We start from the raw sequence: 17007 nt of genomic DNA, 5'->3' as shown, positions 1-17007 counted from the left end.
GTGGTGGGGAGGGGCGTCTCGTCGTTCAGGGATAGACTTTGCTGACCATGGGGGGCGTTCGAGGCTTGGGTTGCCGCGAACTTCCATGCCTTCCTTTGGACGAGCTTCGCAGTTGAGAGGAGCGACATGAACCTGATCCTGTTGGGACCGCCGAACGCGGGGAAGGGTACCCAGGCGAAGAAGCTCTACGCGGACTTTCACATCCCGCAGATCTCCACCGGGGACATCCTCCGCAAGGCGGTCAAGGACGGGACCGAGCTGGGGAAGGTGGCCGGGCCGTTGATGGCAGCCGGGCAGTACGTGCCGGATGAGGTCGTCATTGGAATCGTGGAGGAGCGCCTGAAGGAGTCGGATGTCGCTCAGGGCTTCGTTCTGGACGGCTTCCCTCGCACGCCGGGCCAGGCGGACGCCTTGGACCGGATGCTGGCTCGCCTCGGCAAGAAGCTGGACGCGGTCATCTCGCTCGAGGTGCCGCATGCGAAGCTCATCGAGCGCGGCTCGGGGCGGCGCGTGTGCCCGAACGACGGCTCCGTCTTCCATGTGACGCAGAGCCCTCCGAAGCGCGCAGGGCACTGCGACAAATGCGGGACTGCGCTTGTGCAGCGCCCGGACGACATGCCTGAGGTTGTCGAGAAGCGCCTCCAGAAGTACGACGCGGAGACCGCGCCGTTGAAGAACTTCTATGCGGGCAAGGGCCTGCTGAAGACCGTGGATGGCGTGGGTTCGCCTGAGGGCATCTACGAAGAGATCAAGGCCGCGGCCCGGAAGGGCTGAGGTGTCGAGCAAGCGGGAATGGGCTCATCATCCTTCTTGCTTCCGCTGGGTACTCGCAGGCCGCTGAGAGGGGTATTCAGGGCCGCGAGGGGCGAGACGCCGAGCTGAGGAGCGAATCCGCAGGCTCAGGGCCAGGTTGCGCTGTCTGTAGGCTTGTGGACGGACAGGACGGGCTGAGTGCTGGGGGCTTGTTCAGTGAACCCCAACCACGGACCTCCTGGTTCTGATCCAGCGGTTCAGTGAGGAATAGGGCGGTGTAGCAGCCTGGAAGGCAGAGGCTCGCTCGCGCTGATGACATTGGAGAAGGACGGAGGGTGGTGCCGGGGGACGGGAGGTTTTTCGCCCGTTTCGAGCACACTCTCCTGAAGACAGAAGGGGATCGGACTTCCTCACCCGACGCGATTGAAGTCGCTCTGACTCAGGGTGAAATAGGGGGCAAGGGGGCGGTGTTGGGAGGAATCCGGTTTTTCTACGCGCGGTGCTTGCTACTTACGGACCAAGGTGCTATCCCGCCGCGCTTCCAGAGGTTCGTGGTCCGAAGAGGGTGTGACGCTTGCCGAAGGATGATTCCATCGAAGTCGAGGGGACCGTAATGGAGCCCCTGCCGAATGCGATGTTCCGAGTGGTGCTGGACAATGGCCACAAGGTGCTCGCGCACATCTCGGGCAAGATGCGGATGCACTTCATCCGGATCCTCCCGGGTGACAAGGTGAAGGTCGAGCTGTCGCCGTACGACCTGACGCGCGGGCGGATCACGTACCGGGCGAAGTAGTCGGAAGCGCACGCTCTCCGGAGCGCTGTGGCTTCTCTGGGCTTTTCTCTGCTGAAGGAAGGAAGTTCGCTCCCATGAAGGTTCGGGCGTCCGTCAAGAAGATCTGCGATAAGTGCAAGGTTGTCCGCCGCAAGGGTATCGTGCGTGTCATCTGCGCCTCCAACCCGCGGCACAAGCAGCGCCAGGGCTAGTGGCCAGTCAGGCCATTGCCTCAGACCAACTCCACTCAAGTAAGGAAGACCGAAGATGGCTCGTATCGCCGGCATCGACCTGCCGCCCAACAAGCGTGCGGTGATCTCGCTCCAGTACATCTACGGGATCGGCAACACGACCGCGCACAAGATCATTGAGGCGGCGGGCATCGATCTCGCCACCCGGACCAAGGACCTCACCGAAGAGCAGACTCGCAAGATCCGCGAGCTGATCGAGGCGAATTACAAGGTCGAGGGTGACCTCCGGCGTGAGGTGACCATGAACATCAAGCGGCTGATGGACCTGGGTTGCTACCGGGGCCTGCGTCACCGCAAGGGTCTGCCTGTTCGTGGCCAGCGGACTCACACCAACGCGCGCACCCGCAAGGGTCCGAAGCGTGGCATCGTTCGCGCGAAGCCGGCCGCTCCGGCTCGGTAACCCGCTTGCGCCTGGACCCGTGAGGGCCAGGCGTCGATCACCTACTCCCAGGAGCAGCAATTCACATGGCTGACGAGACCAATACCGCCGCGGCGCCGGCGGGTGCCGAGGGCGAGGCCCCTGCGGCGAAGAAGGCCAAGCGCAAGGGTAAGAAGAGCATTCTGAATGGCGTGGTCCACATCCAGTCCACGTTCAACAACACCATCATCACGATCACGGATGTGTCCGGGAACGTGATCTCCTGGTCGTCGGCCGGGGCGCGTGGCTTCAAGGGAAGCCGCAAGTCCACCCCGTTCGCGGCGCAGGTGGCCGCCGGCGACGCCGCGGCGAAGGCGATGGAGCACGGCCTGAAGAACGTGTCCGTGTTCGTGAAGGGCCCGGGCGCGGGCCGTGAGTCGGCGCTGCGTGCGCTGGCCGCCGCCGGTCTGAAGATCAATCTCATCCGCGACGTGACGCCCATTCCGCACAACGGGTGCCGTCAGCCCAAGCGCCGCCGCGTCTAAAACCCGTTCGGGCCGTCCTCGCGCCAGGCGGGGCGGTTCCAGACCACCTCAAGGAGAGTTTCAGTGGCTCGTTACACCGCCAGCGCCTGCCGCATTTGCCGGCGCGAGAACCTGAAGATGTATCTCAAGGGCGATCGCTGCTACACGGACAAGTGTGCCATCGAGCGCCGCCCGTATCCTCCTGGCCAGCACGGCCAGGGCCGCGTGAAGTTCTCTGGCTACGGCGTGCAGTTGCGCGAGAAGCAGAAGGTCAAGCGCATGTACGGCCTGCTGGAGAACCAGTTCCGCGGCTACTACCACCGCGCGTCTGCCGCCAAGGGCAAGACGGGTGAGAACCTCCTGCAGCAGCTGGAGCTTCGCCTGGACAACGTGGTGTTCCGCATGGGCTTCGCGGACACCCGCAACGAGGCGCGCCAGCTGGTCCGTCACGGCCACTTCCAGGTGAACGGTCGCCGGGTGAACATCCCGTCGTTCTCCGTGAAGCCGGGCAGCGCGGTCGAGGTGGTGGAGAAGAGCCGCAAGGTGCTGCGCATCTCCGAGGCGCTGGAGACCGTGGACCGCCGTGGCATTCCCCAGTGGATCGAGCTGGACAAGAAGTCCTTCAAGGGAACGGTCAAGACGGTCCCGAACCGCGAGGACCTGACCATGCCGATCCAGGAGCAGCTCATCGTCGAGTTGTACTCGAAGTAATCTCGCGCCGGGCCCCGTCTACCGGGATCAGGCCGCAGTGGACGCCCTGGCCGACGAGGCCGGGGCGTTGTGCTTTGTCGCCCTGGGCGTTCTTGCAGCGTCCGGTGGCGGTCGTTACGCAGTACCCCCGCGTGCCCATCCTCCCGCCGCTTCGGTGGGGAAGTGGGTGGTGGCGCACGTCTCGAGGAGCCGTACACCATGGCAGATACGTTCGTTGCGAAGAACTGGCGTGACCTCATCAAGCCGCGCCGGATGGAAGTGGACCAGGACTCCCTGAGCCCCACCTACGGCAAGTTCGTGGCGGAGCCGCTGGAGCGTGGTTTCGGCACGACGATGGGCAACTCGCTGCGGCGGGTGCTGCTGTCGTCGCTGCAGGGCGCGGCCATCACCTCGGTGAAGATCGAGGGCGTGGACCACGAGTTCACCACCGTCCCCGAGGTGGTGGAGGATGTCACGGACGTGGTGCTGAACCTGAAGGAGGTCCTCCTTCGGATGCACACCAACGAGACCAAGACGCTGCGCATCGAGGTGGAGGGCCCCAAGGAGGTCAAGGCGGGCGATCTCATCACGGACCAGGACGTCGAGGTCCTCAACCCCGGCCACCACATCTGCACGGTGTCCGAGGGCGGCAAGGTTCGCATGGAGCTGACGTGCCGCCGGGGTCGTGGCTATACGGCGGCGGCCGCGAACAAGGTGGCGGGTGCGCCCATCGGGACCATCCCCATCGACTCGCTGTTCTCGCCGATCCGCAAGGTGAACTACCAGGTCACCAACGCGCGCGTCGGTCAGGTCACTGACTACGACAAGCTCTCGCTCGAGGTCTGGACCGACGGCTCCGTGTCCCCTCAGGACGCGGTGGCCTACGCGGCGAAGATCATCAAGGAGCAGCTGACCGTCTTCGTGAACTTCGACGAGACCGAGGAGCCGGTCATCGCCGAGGCGCCGAAGGAAGAGGCCAAGCTCAACGAGAACCTGTTCCGCTCGGTGGACGAGCTGGAGCTGTCGGTTCGCTCGGCCAACTGCCTGCAGCAGGCCAACATCAAGACCATTGGTGACCTGGTTCAGCGCACCGAGGCCGAGATGCTGAAGACGAAGAACTTCGGCCGCAAGTCGCTGAAGGAGATCAAGGAGATCCTGGCGGAGATGGGCCTGTCGCTCGGCATGAAGCTCGAGAACTGGCCGCCGAAGAACCCGCCGGCTCCCGCGCAGCCCAAGGTCTAGTCCTCACGGATTGGACCTCGCCGCACCTGCGCTCGCGCCCCGACACGGTTCATGGTGGCGCGAGGGCAGGGGGCCCTGCTAGGACGGGCCCGTTGCCCACGGTGGACCTGAGTGTCGGGTCCTCCTTTCCCACCCGGTACCTGATACGGCCGGAGTGGTGGGACCCGCGAGGGTCCCGGAGCGTGTCATGCGTCACAAGGTTGGACAGAGGAAGCTGCACCGCACCACGAGCCACCGGCTCGCGATGTTGAACAACATGGTCACCTCGCTGCTCGAGCACCAGGCGATCCGCACCACGCTTCCCAAGGCCAAGGAGGCCCGGAAGATGGCGGAGCGCATCATCACCCTGGGCAAGCGCGGTGGTCTGGCGAACGTGCGGCTCGCCGCTCGCATCGTGAAGGACCGCGTTGTGCTGCAGAAGGTGTTCAGCGAGTACAAGGATCGCTACGCCAACCGTCCGGGCGGCTACACCCGCATCGTTCGTCTCGGCTTCCGCCGGGGCGACGCGGCGGAGATGGCGCTGCTGGAGCTGGTGGACCGTCCCGCGAAGGCGCCCGTGCAGGGCACCGACGAGGACAAGTCCGAGGCGACTCCGTCCGAGGGATAGTCGTTCCAGCCCTTGGGCTGCGCGAGGGCGCCTTCCTCTCTGGGAGGGCGCCCTTCGTGTTTTCAGCGCTTGGGCTCCAGCAGGCGTCTCCACTCTTCCTGCAGGGCCTTGGTGAGGTCGGCGCTGTCTCGCGCGCTGCGCATCTGGAGGGACTGGAAGCGGAGCCCCAGGGGGGCCGCGGTGCCGTTGGCCCCGAGGAGCTGCTTGGGGGTGATGGTGACGAACTCGCCGGCCTTCACCTCGGCCACGGCCGCGCGGTACTCGCCATTGACGATGATGGTGACGTCCTGCCAGGGCGTCTTGCTCTCGTTCCAGATGGTGATGGAGGGGCGGTCCAGCTTGTCGCTGAGGACGATGCGCGCATCCATGTCGCCCGTCTGCAGCGAGCGGCCGGGGCAGGCGATGGCGAGGCTGACGCAGGAGATGGCGATCCATCCCGCGACGATGCCCGCCTTGTACTTGAAGAAGCGATCGCGCTGACTGAAGTCCGCGACCATCTCCTTGAGGATGGCGAGACCGTTGAGGAAGACGTTGGAGGCCTCGGACGCGACGCGCTTGCCGAGGGCCGCGTCACCTTTCTGGTTCAGCGGTGCGGTCCGCGCGGCGGACATCACCCGCATCCCTTGGGGATTCGTCGGCGTGCGGGGCTGGGTGCCGGAGGTGGGGGAAGGCCCCCGCGTCGCTGACGGCACAGCGGGGGCGGGCTTTCGCGCGTCGCTCATCGGGCCCGGAGTGTAGAGGGCCTGCCCCGCGCGTGGCTACTGGCCCTTGAGCTGCTGGAGCGCTCGACTGGCGACCGCGTTGTCCGGCTGGGTCTCCAGGACCTTCCCCAGCCACTGCTCCGCCTCGCTCGTGGCCTTCTTGCGCTCCTCGGGGCGCCGGGCCTTGAGGGCCTGCTCCGTGAAGAGGAGCCCCAGACGGAGGGAGAACTCGGTGTTGTCCGGGTCCTTGTCCAACACCCGGCGCAGCTCCCGCTCCGTCGCGGTGTAGTCGCCTTCCAACTGGTACACGAGCGCGAGCTTGCCTCGGGGCGCGACCGCATCCGGCTGGAGCACGGTGGCCACCCGGAAGGCCTCGCGCGCGGCCGTGAGGTCGTGGCGGTCCAGGTTGAGGTCGCCCAGGCGGAACCACGCCAGGTCCAGCACGGGGTTCAAGTTCACCGCCTTCTCGAAGGCGGCCCGCGCCGCGTCGGGGCGCTGTCGCGACAGGTAGAGTTCACCGAGGTAGAGCTGGTTCTTCCCGTCCTGGGGCGCGCGCTCGATGGCCTGGCTGAACTCGTCCATGGCCCGGCCCGCGTCGTCCAGTCGCTGGTAGGCCAACCCCAGCAGGGCGTGCACCACCGCGAGGTCCGGATAGTCGTGGAGGATCTCCTCGAAGCAGAGCACCGCGTTCTGCGGCGCGTCCTGCTCGCGCAGAAAGCGCATGCCCTCCTCGAGCTTGGGCTCGGCCGCCTTGGGGAAGCCCGCGAAGGGGTCGGCGATCTGATCCATCAGCGCGCGGGCGGTGACGACCTCTCCGGGCGTCGCGCCGCCGCGCACGAGCGTGCCCAGGGCCGCCACGGCGCCCTGCGCGTCGCCCGTGCGGTGGAGCGCCTTGGCCAGCGGGAGGCGCCAGCCGGTCCGCTCAGGGGCGAGTTCGGTGGCCTGCCGCAGGGGCGCGACGGCGTCGGCGTACTGCTCCGACTCGAGCCGGGCCAGCCCCAGGCGGTAGTGGTACTCGCCGATGGCCGGGGACAGCGCGATGGCTCGCTCGAAGGCGCTCACTGACGGCGCCCCCGCGTCCTTCGCCCTCGAGAAGAGCGCGAGCCCCAGCATGTACTGGTCCACGGCGCGCTCCTGGCGGGCCAGGCGCTGCTTCAGCTCCGCGATCCACGCGTCGGCCTGACCGAGCTTGACGTGGGCCTCGGTGAGGGCCCGCGCGACGTCCACGTCGTCGGGGGCGCTCGCGTGCAGGTCGCGCAGCAGCGACAGGGCCTTCTCCGGCTTGTTGGTGTCCAGGTACGCGCGAGCCTGCTCCCGGGAATCCAGGGCACGACCTCCCGCGCTCGTGCCGTGGCCACAGCCCAGGGCGGTCAGGCCCAGCGCGGCGGTGAGCGCCCAGGCGGGAAGGGGAGAGAGGGGCCTGCGCATCGTCGGACTCACGTTCCAGTAGGAGAGGAGAGGTGCGGACGGAGGCTGGTGCCCTCCTGGCCCGGGGCGGCGATGGCGTCCTCGGGGTCTCCCCCAGGGCCGCCGAGCGCGAGGTTGTCCGCCAGGATGACGTTGCGCACGGCTCGGGCGAGACCGGCCCGATCATCCTCCGCGAAGGCTTTCGGGTCGATGGGCTTGCCGATCTTCACGCGCACCGGCCCAGGCGTGATGTTCCACGAGTTCTTCGGCATCAGGTTCGCCGAGCCCTCGATGGTGACAGGGCAGACCGCCACACCCGCCTTCAGCGCCAGCGCGAAGGGACCCTTCTTGAAGGGCAGCACGCGGCCATCCCCGGAGCGAGTCCCCTCGGGGTACAGGAAGATGCTGGTGCCAGCGCGCACCTTGTTGGCGGCCTTCGTCAGCGAGTCGATGGCGGACGTCCGGTTGCCGCGATTGATGAAGATGTGGCCCGCGATGCTCAGGTACCAGCCGATGAGCGGCACCCAGCGCAGCTGGCTCTTGGCCACGTAGCGGAAGTTGACGGGCACGGCCACGAAGTGGGCGGGGATGTCGATGGTCGACTGGTGGTTGGCCACGTAGATGGTCGGTCGGCGGGGATCGACGTTCTCGGCGCCGAGGACTTCCAGGCGAGCGCCGCCCGCCCAGAGGAGCACGGGCGACCACAGCCGACGCGCTACCCACACCGAGCCGTCCGGGTTCAGCGTGAACAACATGGCCAGAATGGCGAACGGAAAACACGCCAAGGTCCAGAACGCGGCCACGAACATGCAGAACAGCTTGCGCAACATGAGAATCCCTCTCTTACCATCCACCCCGTCGGGCGCGCGGGCCATGGGGCCGGGGCCCTTCCTCACCCGGCGGGCAGGCGGGCACCTCGCGATGGGGAGCGCCGCCCGACGTGGGCCAGGGAGGAGGAGGCAGAGGCATGTCGCGTATCTACCACGTCCCCCTTCACGTTGGTTCTGGTGCGCGCCGCTCGGCGGGGTTACAAGCAAGGGTGGCGTGCCCAGGAAAAAGTTCATCGCGATCGCGGGCAACATCGGAGCCGGAAAGACGGAACTCACGTCCTTCCTGTGCCGGAAGTACGGGCTCACGCCCTACTTCGAGCCCAATGATCAGAACCCCTATCTGGCGGACTTCTACAAGGACATGAAGACGTGGGCGTTCCGCTCGCAGCTCTTCTTCCTGACCCACAAGTTCCGCCTGCATCGACAACTGGAGAAGTCCCCAGGCACGGTGCTGCAGGATCGCACCCTCTACGAGGACGCGGAGATCTTCGCCAAGAACCTCCACCGACAGCGACTCATCGACAAGCGCGACTGGCAGACCTACCGCGAGCTGTATGAGACCATCTCCCAGTCGCTCACTCCGCCGGACCTGATGATCTACCTGCGCTGTCCGGTCCCGACGCTCCGCGAGCGCATCAAGCTGCGCGGTCGCGCCATGGAGAAAGACATCCCGACCAACTACCTCAAGCGGCTCAACACGCTCTACGAGGAGTGGTTCTCCGCGTACTCCATGTCCCCCGTGCTGGTACTTCCTACGGACAAGCTCGACTACCTGACCAACCTGGTGGACCGCGTGGACCTCTTCCGGCAGATCGAGAAGCACCTGTGATGGAGGTCTACCTGCTGGCGACAGAGCTGGCGGGACCTCCTCCGCTGGAGGCCCTGCGCGCCGCGTTCGCCACGGACGAGGTCGAGTTCTCGCCCCACGAGGATGGCCAGGGCTTCACCGTCAAGGCGGATGGCTCCGAGGTCCGGGTCGTGCTGGATGGCCCCGACGTGCCACCGCTGGTGGCGAACCCCGCGCAGTACAGTGGCAGCACCGAAGCCTTCGCTCGCATGGACAAGGCCAAGGCCTTCTACCGCCTGACGCTGGAGCCCGGCGGAGCGCAGCCCACCTTGCCTGTCTTCGAGGCGCTCTGGACGGTGCGCACGCTGATGGAGCAGGTCCCAGGGGTGCTGGTGGATCTCTCGGCCTTCAAGCTCCACGAGCCCGAAGACGTGGTGGAGATCACCGAGCTGGACTTCGACATCCGCGACCACCTGCACCTGCACGCGGTGGAGCTGACCGAGGGAGACACCCCGCTGTGGGTGCACTCGCACGGCATGGAGAAGTTCGGGGCTCGGGACGTGGAGATCTTCCACCTGGCCGAGGCGGACCTCCTGGCCGCCGAGAGCTTCCTCAACGAGTTGTGCACGGACATGGCCTTCGGGCAGGGGCCACCCGTGCGCTCGGAGATGGCGACCAGCGAGGGGCAGACCTTCACCCTCGTGCCATCTGAGGAGGCGCGCGCCAACCTGCTGGGCGTGCCGCTCGACTCGTTCGAGGGCCACGAGGGGCTGTTCCTCACCGTCGTGTCTCCGCTGGGGCGCCACAACACGTCGGAGCTGCTGGCCACGTACCGCGAGCGCTTCGCGAAGGAGCCGGAGGAGCAGACCCAGGCCATGCACCGCGAGGCCCAGCTCCTGCTGCCCGCCTTCCTGGCGCGCTTCCAGCGCAAGGGGTTGATGGAGCCGCTGACCTTCCTGGTGCGCGCGCCTTTCGACACGCACCCCGATGGCGAGACGGTGGTGGAGCAGCTGTGGCTCGAGGTGGTGACTCGGGACGAGGGCTCCGTGGTGGGCAAGCTGGTGGACGGCGCCGTGCACACCACCGAGTGGCGCAAGGGCGCCCACGTGGAAGTGGAGGAGAAGCAGGTCAATGCCCTGGCCATCACCCACGAGGGCCGCGCGCTGGACGAGAAGGAGATTCGCGCGCTGATGAACGCCGAGCGCCCGATGTAGGGTGCTTGCCCGGAGCGGACGGAGCGCTAGGCTCTTGGCTCCATGCCGGCGCTCCTGCTGCTCACCGGGCCTTCCGCGGGGCGTCGCTTCGAGCTGACGCCGCAGGTGACCATCGGTCGCAGCCCCTCGTGCGAGGTTCCGCTCGAGGATGATCAGGCCTCCCGGCGGCACGCACTGCTGACGCTGGCCGCGGGGCAGGCGCGCATCCGCGACCTGGGCTCGCGCAACGGGACGCTGGTCAACGGGCAGCGCATCGACGCGGAGGTCCTGCTCGTTCCGGGGGACCAGGTGCGCGTGGGGACGACGCTCGCGGTCTTCGAGCCCCCGCCTGTCTCCATCGTCGACGAGTCCGTGACGGCGCGGCCCTCTGCGCCTTCCACGCAGGTGCCCATCGAGGAAGTGCTGCCGCACGTGGGGACGGCCGCGGCGCTGTTCTCGGCGGGTACCGCGCTCCTGGGCGCCACCAGTACCGCCATGGTGCTGCGGCGGTTGGCGGATGAAGTGTCCCATGCGCTCAACGCGGACCGCGCCGCGGCGCTGCTCGGCGGTGGACCGGAGGGACTGCGGACCGCCGCGGCCGCCGGCGCTGGGATGGTGGACGTTCCGAGCGCGATGGCGCAGGCGTCGCTGGAGGGCAAGGAGCTGGTCCAACTGGGCGCGGCGCTGTGTGCGCCGCTCGTCGCTTCGGGAGGCATGCCCTCGGGCGTGGTGTACGTGGAGCGCGCCGAGCCCGTCTTCACCGATGGTGAGGGACAGTTGTTGGCCGCGCTCGGGCGACTGGGGGGAGAGGCCCTGGCCGCGGTGCGCTCTCGCTCCGAGGGGGACGAGGCGGATGCGTGGCCCGCGCCCGTGGGGACGTCTCGACCTTGGCGGGCGCTCTTGGAAGAAGCGCGGCGCGCGGCGGCCAGTGCTGCCCCGGTGGTGGTGGCTGGCGAACCCGGGGTGGGCAAGGCCGTGCTCGCGCGGTTCGTCCATGCGCGCTCGCCTCGGGCCCTCGCGCCCCTGGTGACGGTGGATTGCCGGGGCGCGTCCGAGCAGGTCGAGGCCGCGCTCTTCGGGCGCGCCAGCGAGCCGGGGCACCCGCCGTTGACCTCCGCAGTGCTGCGCGCGGATGGGGGCTCGTTGCTTCTGCTGCACGTGGATGCGCTGCCGAGCCTGTTGGCGGAGCGGCTCGCGGGCATGCTGGCTCGGCGGTCGGCTCCGGCACGACAAGGCGGTGAGGAGCCCGTGGACGTGCGGGTGCTCGCCACGACGGAGGCGCCGCTGCCGCGCTCCGGTGGGAACGCGGCGCTGGCTCGCGTGCTGGTGGGCTTTGAGATGGCCGTGCCTCCCTTGCGTGAACGCCGTGGGGACGTGGCGGTCCTGTTCGAGCACTTCGCCGCGCGCGCCGCGAAGCAGGTGCGTGAGAGCGCGCCCGCGCTCACCCCCGAGGCGCGGAGTCTGCTCGTGGACTACGCGTGGCCCCACAACGTGCGCGAGCTGGAGTTGCTCGCCGAGCGTCTGGGTCGCGTGCACGCAGGGGCTCCGGTCGGGGTGTCGCAACTGCCCATGGAGCTTCAACTTGAAGGTGCACCGCGGACCTTGGCGGAGCGGGTGGCCTGGGTGGAGCGCAACGCCATCGCCGAGGCGCTGCGGGAAGCGGGCGGCATGAAGGGCCGCGCGGCCGAGCTGCTGGGCATCAGCCGGGTGACGCTCGATCGCAAGCTCGCCGAGCACGCGCTGCTGGTTCCGCGCGCGCGAGGCGAGTGACGCTCACTTCCGTCGGCTGAGCAGCACGCCCGTGAGGATGAACGCCGTTCCCAATGCCTGAGGCGCGGTGGGCTGCTCGCCGCGAACTGCCCAAGCGGTGAGCGCGGCCACCACGGGGACGCCCGTGTTGTAGAGGGCCGTGCGGTTGGTGCCCACCTTCTGCACGCTGCGACCCCAGAGAAAGTACGCCGCCACCAGGGGAATCAGCGCCGAGTACACCAGCGCCACCCACGCGCCGGTGCTCACCTGCGAGAAGTCGAGGGCCTGCACCTCGCGCGCACCTGCCAGCACCACGCCCGGCGCGCCTGTGAGCATGGTCAAGGCGGTGATGCGCAGCGCGGACACCTCGGGCCCGACCGTCCGGATGCCCACGGTGTAGAGCGCCCAGCAGACGGACGAGCCGAGGATGAGGGTGTCGCCCCAGCGCGTCTGGGCGCTCATCTCCGGGCCTCGCACGCTCACCACGAGCACCATGCCCGCCACCGCCAGCACCAGGCTCACCACGAGCGAGCGGGTGATGCGCTCCACCCCGAGCGTCGCGCCGAGCACGGCGATCATCACCGGCGTCACCGCGCTCAGCATCCCGGTGTTCGCCGCCGTCGTGTGGGCCAGTCCGCTGATGAACAGCACCTGGTACACGGTGTTGCCCACCAGCCCCAGCACGCCCAGCCGAGCCAGGGTCTTCCAGGGGAGGGGCTTCCACCCCTCGACGGCCAGGAGCAGCGCGCCCATGGCCACCGCGGCCAGCGCGAAGCGAATCGAGATGAAGGCCAGGGGTGGCATGCTCCCCAGTGCCTCCTTCACCAGGGTGTAGTTCGTCCCCCAGACGAGGACGACGCCCAGCATCGCCGCATCCGAGGAGGTGAAGGTGCGAGCCGGAGCGGCGCTCGCGGCGGACGGAGTGGAGAGGGACACGGTGGTGTCGGCATAGGGCGGACAGGGTCTGGGCGCAATGGCCGTGCGACTCGTGCCTCGGGGCTTGTTCCCTTGCCCCGTGGCTGGGGTAAATGCCGGCCATGGACTTCCACTTTTCGGATGAGGTGCGGCGCGCGTTGGCGAAGGGACAGCCGCTCGTGGCGTTGGAGACGAGCGTGGTGGCGCAGGGGCTGCCCTATCCGGAGAACCTCGCGGCCGCCCGCGCGTGCGAGGAGGCCGTGCGGCGAGCGGGTGCCGTGCCCGCGCCCATCGCGGTGGTGGATGGCGAGATCTGGATTGGGCTGGAGGACGCGGCCATGCGGCGGTTGGCCGAGGGCAAGGAGAAGCTCCTGAAGCTCGGCTCGCGCGACCTCGCGGTGGCCGTGGCCCAGCGCGCGAGCGGGGGGACGACGGTCAGCGCGACGTGCGAGCTGGCCGCCGCGGCGGGCATCCGCGTGTTCTCCACTGGCGGCATTGGCGGCGTGCACCGCGGCGCTTCCGAGCACTGGGACATCTCGCAAGACATCGCCGCGCTGTCCCGCTATCCGGTGGCCGTGGTGTGCGCGGGCGCGAAGTCCGTGCTCGATCTGCCCAAGACGATGGAGCTGTTGGAGACGGCTGGCGTGCCCGTCATCGGCGTGGGCACGGACGAGCTGCCGTCCTTCTACAGTCGCTCCTCCGGCATCCCGCTGGAGCACCGCGCGGACGACGCGGACACCGCCGCGCGCATCGCCCGTGCTCGCTTCGAGGCGCTGGGGCAGGGCGGGGTGCTCTACACCGTTCCGCCGCCCGAGGAGGCCGCGCTGCCGCGCAACGAGGTGGAGCTGCACATCGCCTCGGCGCTCGCGGATGCGGAGAAGCAGGGCGTGCGCGGCAAGGCCGTGACGCCGTTCCTCCTGGGCGAGATGGCCAAGCGCACTGGGGGCAAGAGCCTCAAGACGAACCTGGCGCTGCTCGTGAACAACGCCCGCTTCGCTGGCGCGCTGGCCGTGGCCTACGCGCGCGCGGCGAAGCCCTGAGCGCTTGATGTGACGTGACTACTTCGTCGCGCGCTGGAACCAGCTCACCAGGTCCTCCAGCGCGTGGCGGTCCACGTCGTCGAACGTGTTCTTGTGCTCGGAGTCGATGTCGAGCACCGCGATGAGCTCGCGGCTCTTGCCGAACACGGGCACCACGATCTCCGACGCCGAGCGCCCGTCACACGTGATGTGTCCAGGGAAGGCGTGCACGTCTGGCACCACCACCGTCTCGCCCCGAGCGGCGGACGCGCCACACACGCCCTTGCCGAAGGCGATCTCCAGGCAGCCGAGCGTCCCCTGGTAGGGGCCCACGCGCAGCAGCTTTCCCGGTGTCACCACCCGGTAGAAGCCCGTCCACAGGTGGCCGAAGGCGTGGTGCAGCAGGCAGCTCATCGTCGCCATGCCGCAGATGTCGTCGTCCACGCCCTCGAGGATCGCCAGGGTGTGCGACTTGAGTTCCGCGTAGGCCTCGGCCTTGGGCCGGCCTCGCAACTCCAGGGTGACTTCCGCCATGGTGACGTCCTTATGATTTGGCAGGGGGCCGCCCGCATTTAACAGTCCACGCGGCGCCTGGCACGGGAGCCTCATGAAATCGCTCATCCTTGATTCGAGCACTCGCTTGTTGGTGCTCACCGGCGCGGGAGTCTCCGCCGAGAGTGGTGTCCCCACGTTCCGCGGCATGGGCGGACTCTGGGAGAACCGGCCCGTGGAGGAGGTCGCCTCGCCGCAGGGCTTCGCGAAGGACCCTGCTCGCGTGTGGCGCTTCTACTCGCAGCGTCGCGAAGGGGCCGCGGGCGTGCACCCCAACCCCGGGCACACGGCGCTCGCCGAGTGGGAGCGACACCTGGGCGATCGCTTCCTCTTGGCCACCCAGAACGTGGATGGCCTGCACCAACGCGCGGGCAGCCAGCGCGTGGTGGAGATGCACGGCAACCTCTTCAAGACGCGCTGCTCGAACTGCGAGCGGCCTCCCGTGGACGACACGACCGTGTATCCCGAGGGGACGGTGCCTCGCTGTGACGCGTGTGGCGGCTCCCTGCGCCCTCACATCGTCTGGTTCGGGGAGAACCTCGACGAGGCCGACCTCGGGCGCATCGGCGACTTCCTCACCCGAGGCGACGGCAAGCTCGTCTTCCTGGCAGCGGGAACGTCCGGCGCGGTGTGGCCAGCGGCCGGGTTGGTGGATCAGGTGCGGAAGCTCGGTGGCGAGACGTGGCTCGTCAACTTCGATCCGCCCGAGAATGCCGAGCGCTTCCGCCACTTCGTCCAGGGCCGCAGCGGCGAGCTGCTGCCCCGGCTGGCGACGCTCGCGTAGGCCCGGAGGACGTCCGGGCCCCGCGGCCTACTCGAAGGTGCTGATGTCCGGCTGCGAGCCTCCCGCCTTTCCTCTCGGGCGGGGCGGCGGCGCGGTCCGGGTGGCGGACTCCAGGGTGACATCCACCTTCTGCGTCAACTCCGCCACGCGACTGAAGTTCAGCGTGCGCTCCTGCGAGTGGTAGCCGGCGAGCTGGAACTTCAGCACGTGCTGGCCCTCGCGGGACAAGAACAGCTTCGTCGGCGTGGTGCCGATCTGCTCGGCGCCGTCGAGGATGGCGACTCCGGAGGGCGTGGAGGTGAACTCCACGGACACCTGCTGGGGCTCCGCCTGCGCGGTGTTCGTCGGAGGCGAGACGACGACGGGCTGGGCCACCTGGGTCGTGGGGCGCGTCGGCGCCTCGACGACGGTGGGCGGCGGAGTCTGCTCCTCGGCGGAGGAGCGCCCGAAGAGGATCGCCGCGCCCAGTCCGAGCAGCACGACCGGCACCGCCACGAGCGCCACCTTCTTGCCCGCGGACATCCCCTCGGGCTCAGGAGGGGGCGGGGGCGCGGCCTTGGGCGCCGCGGGACGGGGCCGGCCCACCGAGGAGGGCTGGCTGCCGCTGCCCGCGGGCCGACTCTGCTGCACGATGACGTTGGACGGCGCGGAGCCCGAGGCTCGGCCCTGACCCACGCGCGAGCCCGACCGCACACCGCTGCCACTGCCCGAGGCGCGCGCGCCCACGCGGCTGCCCGAGCCCGCGCGGCTTCCCGAGCCCACTCCGGGTCGGCTGCCGGTGCCGCGCTCCGAGCCGGTCGCGCCGCCGCTGGGCCGTGCGTCCAGCTCCTCCGGTGAGAGGTCCGCGACCGTGTCCAGCATCGCGTCGATGAACTCCTGGGCGTTCTGGTAGCGGTCCTCCTTCTCCGGAGCGAGGGCCTTCGCGAAGAACGCATCGAGCGCCGCGGGCACGGGCGCTCCCTGGCGCTTGCTGTTGACGGGCGGGACGGGCTGCGTGAGCGACGCGGTGAGCGCCTTGCGCACGGTGTTCGCGCCGAACGGAGAGCTGCCGGTGAGGCAGAAGTACAGCACGCCCGACATCGAGTAGAGGTCGGAGCGCTGATCCACCGACTCGCCGCCGGCCTGCTCGGGCGGCATGTACTGCGGGGTGCCGAGGACTTGTCCGGTGGAGGTGAGCTGCTCCTCCTCCTCCTGCTCCAGCGCCTTCACGAGACCGAAGTCCAGCACCTTGACGAAGTCGCGGCCGTCCAGGCCCATCAGCATGATGTTGTGCGGCTTGAGGTCGCGGTGGACGCAGCCTTCCTCGTGCGCGTGCGCCAGTCCGAGCGTGGCTTGCTCGATGACGTTCACCGCGCGCCGCAGCGACATGGGGCCTTCGCGCTTGACCAGCTCCTTGAGGCTCTCGCCCTGGAGCAGCTCCATCACGTAGTAGCAGGTGCCGTCGGGCGCGCGGCCGAAGTCGAAGATGGTGATGACGTTCGGGTGGCGCAGGCGGCTGGCGATCTCCGCCTCGCGACGGAAGCGCTCGAAGAACTGAGGCGCGGCGGCCAGCGAGGGGTTGAGCGTCTTCACCGCGACGGGTCGCTGCACGGACGTCTGGGTGGCCCGGAAGACCATTCCCATGCCGCCCTGGCCCAACACGCTCTCAATCTTGTAGCGCCCGTCGAGCACCTGGCCGAGGAGCTGGAGGCTCTGCGCGGCGCAGAGGTGATCGGGTCCGTCGGTACTTCCACAGTGAGGGCAAGGAGCGGCCATGGGTGGGCGGAGTATAGGCAAGCCCAGGGCGGGGCCCAACGGGGAGGTGGGCCCCAGACCGGCCAGGCGGTCATTTCTGCCGTTTCCGGAAGGTGGGCGGGCTGTTATCTCCCCGGGC

The 17007-nt window shown here is 68.6% G+C and carries 19 protein-coding genes; 13 read left to right on the top strand and 6 right to left on the bottom strand.

Annotated features, from left to right (window positions below; translation table 11 throughout):
* Positions 1–126: 126 nt before the first annotated feature.
* The 8 genes from JGU66_19490 (at position 127) to rplQ (ending at position 5197) form a co-directional block, all read left to right on the top strand.
* A complete protein-coding gene (locus tag JGU66_19490) occupies positions 127–774 on the top strand; it encodes an adenylate kinase (protein MBJ6762954.1) in 648 nt (215 codons plus the stop codon).
* Between the two features lie 553 nt (positions 775–1327).
* On the top strand, positions 1328–1546 hold the full coding sequence (gene infA, locus JGU66_19485) for a translation initiation factor IF-1 (protein ID MBJ6762953.1): 219 nt from the start codon (positions 1328–1330) through the stop codon (positions 1544–1546).
* Positions 1547–1620: 74 nt separating this feature from the next.
* A complete protein-coding gene (gene rpmJ / locus JGU66_19480; protein MBJ6762952.1) occupies positions 1621–1737 on the top strand; it encodes a 50S ribosomal protein L36 in 117 nt (38 codons plus the stop codon).
* 55 nt (positions 1738–1792) lie between these two features.
* Entirely contained in the window at positions 1793–2176 is a 384-nt protein-coding gene (gene rpsM, locus JGU66_19475) for a 30S ribosomal protein S13 (GenBank protein ID MBJ6762951.1), read from the top strand.
* A gap of 65 nt (positions 2177–2241) precedes the next feature.
* Complete coding sequence (rpsK, locus tag JGU66_19470) at positions 2242–2679, top strand: 30S ribosomal protein S11 (GenBank protein MBJ6762950.1); 438 nt, start codon at positions 2242–2244, stop codon at positions 2677–2679.
* Positions 2680–2742: 63 nt separating this feature from the next.
* The gene (gene rpsD / locus JGU66_19465) at positions 2743–3369 is read left to right on the top strand and encodes a 30S ribosomal protein S4 (GenBank protein ID MBJ6762949.1); all 627 of its coding nucleotides are present in this window, start codon (positions 2743–2745) and stop codon (positions 3367–3369) included.
* 198 nt (positions 3370–3567) lie between these two features.
* On the top strand, positions 3568–4590 hold the full coding sequence (locus tag JGU66_19460; protein ID MBJ6762948.1) for a DNA-directed RNA polymerase subunit alpha: 1023 nt from the start codon (positions 3568–3570) through the stop codon (positions 4588–4590).
* Positions 4591–4777: 187 nt separating this feature from the next.
* Complete coding sequence (gene rplQ / locus JGU66_19455; GenBank protein ID MBJ6762947.1) at positions 4778–5197, top strand: 50S ribosomal protein L17; 420 nt, start codon at positions 4778–4780, stop codon at positions 5195–5197.
* Positions 5198–5259: 62 nt separating this feature from the next.
* Here the strand turns inward: rplQ and JGU66_19450 are convergent, their stop codons facing one another.
* Genes JGU66_19450 through JGU66_19440 form a run of 3 tightly spaced genes read right to left on the bottom strand, consistent with a single transcriptional unit; the run spans position 5260 to position 8132 of the window.
* Complete coding sequence (locus tag JGU66_19450) at positions 5260–5919, bottom strand: hypothetical protein (GenBank protein MBJ6762946.1); 660 nt, start codon at positions 5917–5919, stop codon at positions 5260–5262.
* 36 nt (positions 5920–5955) lie between these two features.
* The gene (locus tag JGU66_19445) at positions 5956–7326 is read right to left on the bottom strand and encodes a tetratricopeptide repeat protein (GenBank protein MBJ6762945.1); all 1371 of its coding nucleotides are present in this window, start codon (positions 7324–7326) and stop codon (positions 5956–5958) included.
* A gap of 8 nt (positions 7327–7334) precedes the next feature.
* The gene (locus JGU66_19440) at positions 7335–8132 is read right to left on the bottom strand and encodes a 1-acyl-sn-glycerol-3-phosphate acyltransferase (protein MBJ6762944.1); all 798 of its coding nucleotides are present in this window, start codon (positions 8130–8132) and stop codon (positions 7335–7337) included.
* A gap of 217 nt (positions 8133–8349) precedes the next feature.
* On the opposite strand from JGU66_19440, the gene JGU66_19435 reads away from it, so the two are divergent.
* Genes JGU66_19435 through JGU66_19425 form a run of 3 tightly spaced genes read left to right on the top strand, consistent with a single transcriptional unit; the run spans position 8350 to position 11885 of the window.
* Positions 8350–8964, top strand: a complete 615-nt coding sequence (locus JGU66_19435) for a deoxynucleoside kinase (GenBank protein MBJ6762943.1) — start codon at positions 8350–8352, stop codon at positions 8962–8964.
* The gene (locus JGU66_19430) at positions 8961–10136 is read left to right on the top strand and encodes a DUF2314 domain-containing protein (protein MBJ6762942.1); all 1176 of its coding nucleotides are present in this window, start codon (positions 8961–8963) and stop codon (positions 10134–10136) included. The genes JGU66_19435 and JGU66_19430 overlap by 4 nt, the downstream gene beginning before the upstream one ends.
* 42 nt (positions 10137–10178) lie before the next feature.
* Positions 10179–11885 carry an FHA domain-containing protein gene (locus JGU66_19425; GenBank protein ID MBJ6762941.1) on the top strand — a complete coding sequence of 569 codons (1707 nt, stop codon included), beginning with the start codon at positions 10179–10181 and terminating at the stop codon, positions 11883–11885.
* 3 nt (positions 11886–11888) lie between these two features.
* Here the strand turns inward: JGU66_19425 and JGU66_19420 are convergent, their stop codons facing one another.
* On the bottom strand, positions 11889–12731 hold the full coding sequence (locus JGU66_19420; GenBank protein ID MBJ6762940.1) for an EamA family transporter: 843 nt from the start codon (positions 12729–12731) through the stop codon (positions 11889–11891).
* A gap of 170 nt (positions 12732–12901) precedes the next feature.
* Between JGU66_19420 and JGU66_19415 the strand changes: the two genes are divergently transcribed.
* Complete coding sequence (locus JGU66_19415; GenBank protein ID MBJ6762939.1) at positions 12902–13819, top strand: pseudouridine-5'-phosphate glycosidase; 918 nt, start codon at positions 12902–12904, stop codon at positions 13817–13819.
* Positions 13820–13837: 18 nt separating this feature from the next.
* Here the strand turns inward: JGU66_19415 and JGU66_19410 are convergent, their stop codons facing one another.
* Entirely contained in the window at positions 13838–14332 is a 495-nt protein-coding gene (locus tag JGU66_19410; protein MBJ6762938.1) for a GAF domain-containing protein, read from the bottom strand.
* 73 nt (positions 14333–14405) lie between these two features.
* Here JGU66_19410 and JGU66_19405 point away from each other — a divergent pair, with 73 nt between their 5' ends.
* Positions 14406–15134 carry an NAD-dependent deacylase gene (locus JGU66_19405; protein MBJ6762937.1) on the top strand — a complete coding sequence of 243 codons (729 nt, stop codon included), beginning with the start codon at positions 14406–14408 and terminating at the stop codon, positions 15132–15134.
* 27 nt (positions 15135–15161) lie between these two features.
* Here the strand turns inward: JGU66_19405 and JGU66_19400 are convergent, their stop codons facing one another.
* The gene (locus JGU66_19400) at positions 15162–16889 is read right to left on the bottom strand and encodes a serine/threonine protein kinase (protein ID MBJ6762936.1); all 1728 of its coding nucleotides are present in this window, start codon (positions 16887–16889) and stop codon (positions 15162–15164) included.
* Between the last annotated feature and the right edge of the window lie 118 nt (positions 16890–17007).

The sequence above is a fragment of the Myxococcaceae bacterium JPH2 genome (assembly GCA_016458225.1).
Classification (GTDB): domain Bacteria; phylum Myxococcota; class Myxococcia; order Myxococcales; family Myxococcaceae; genus Citreicoccus.
Note: the sequence above shows the minus strand (reverse complement) of the source record. Positions and strands in the feature narration are given on the sequence as shown.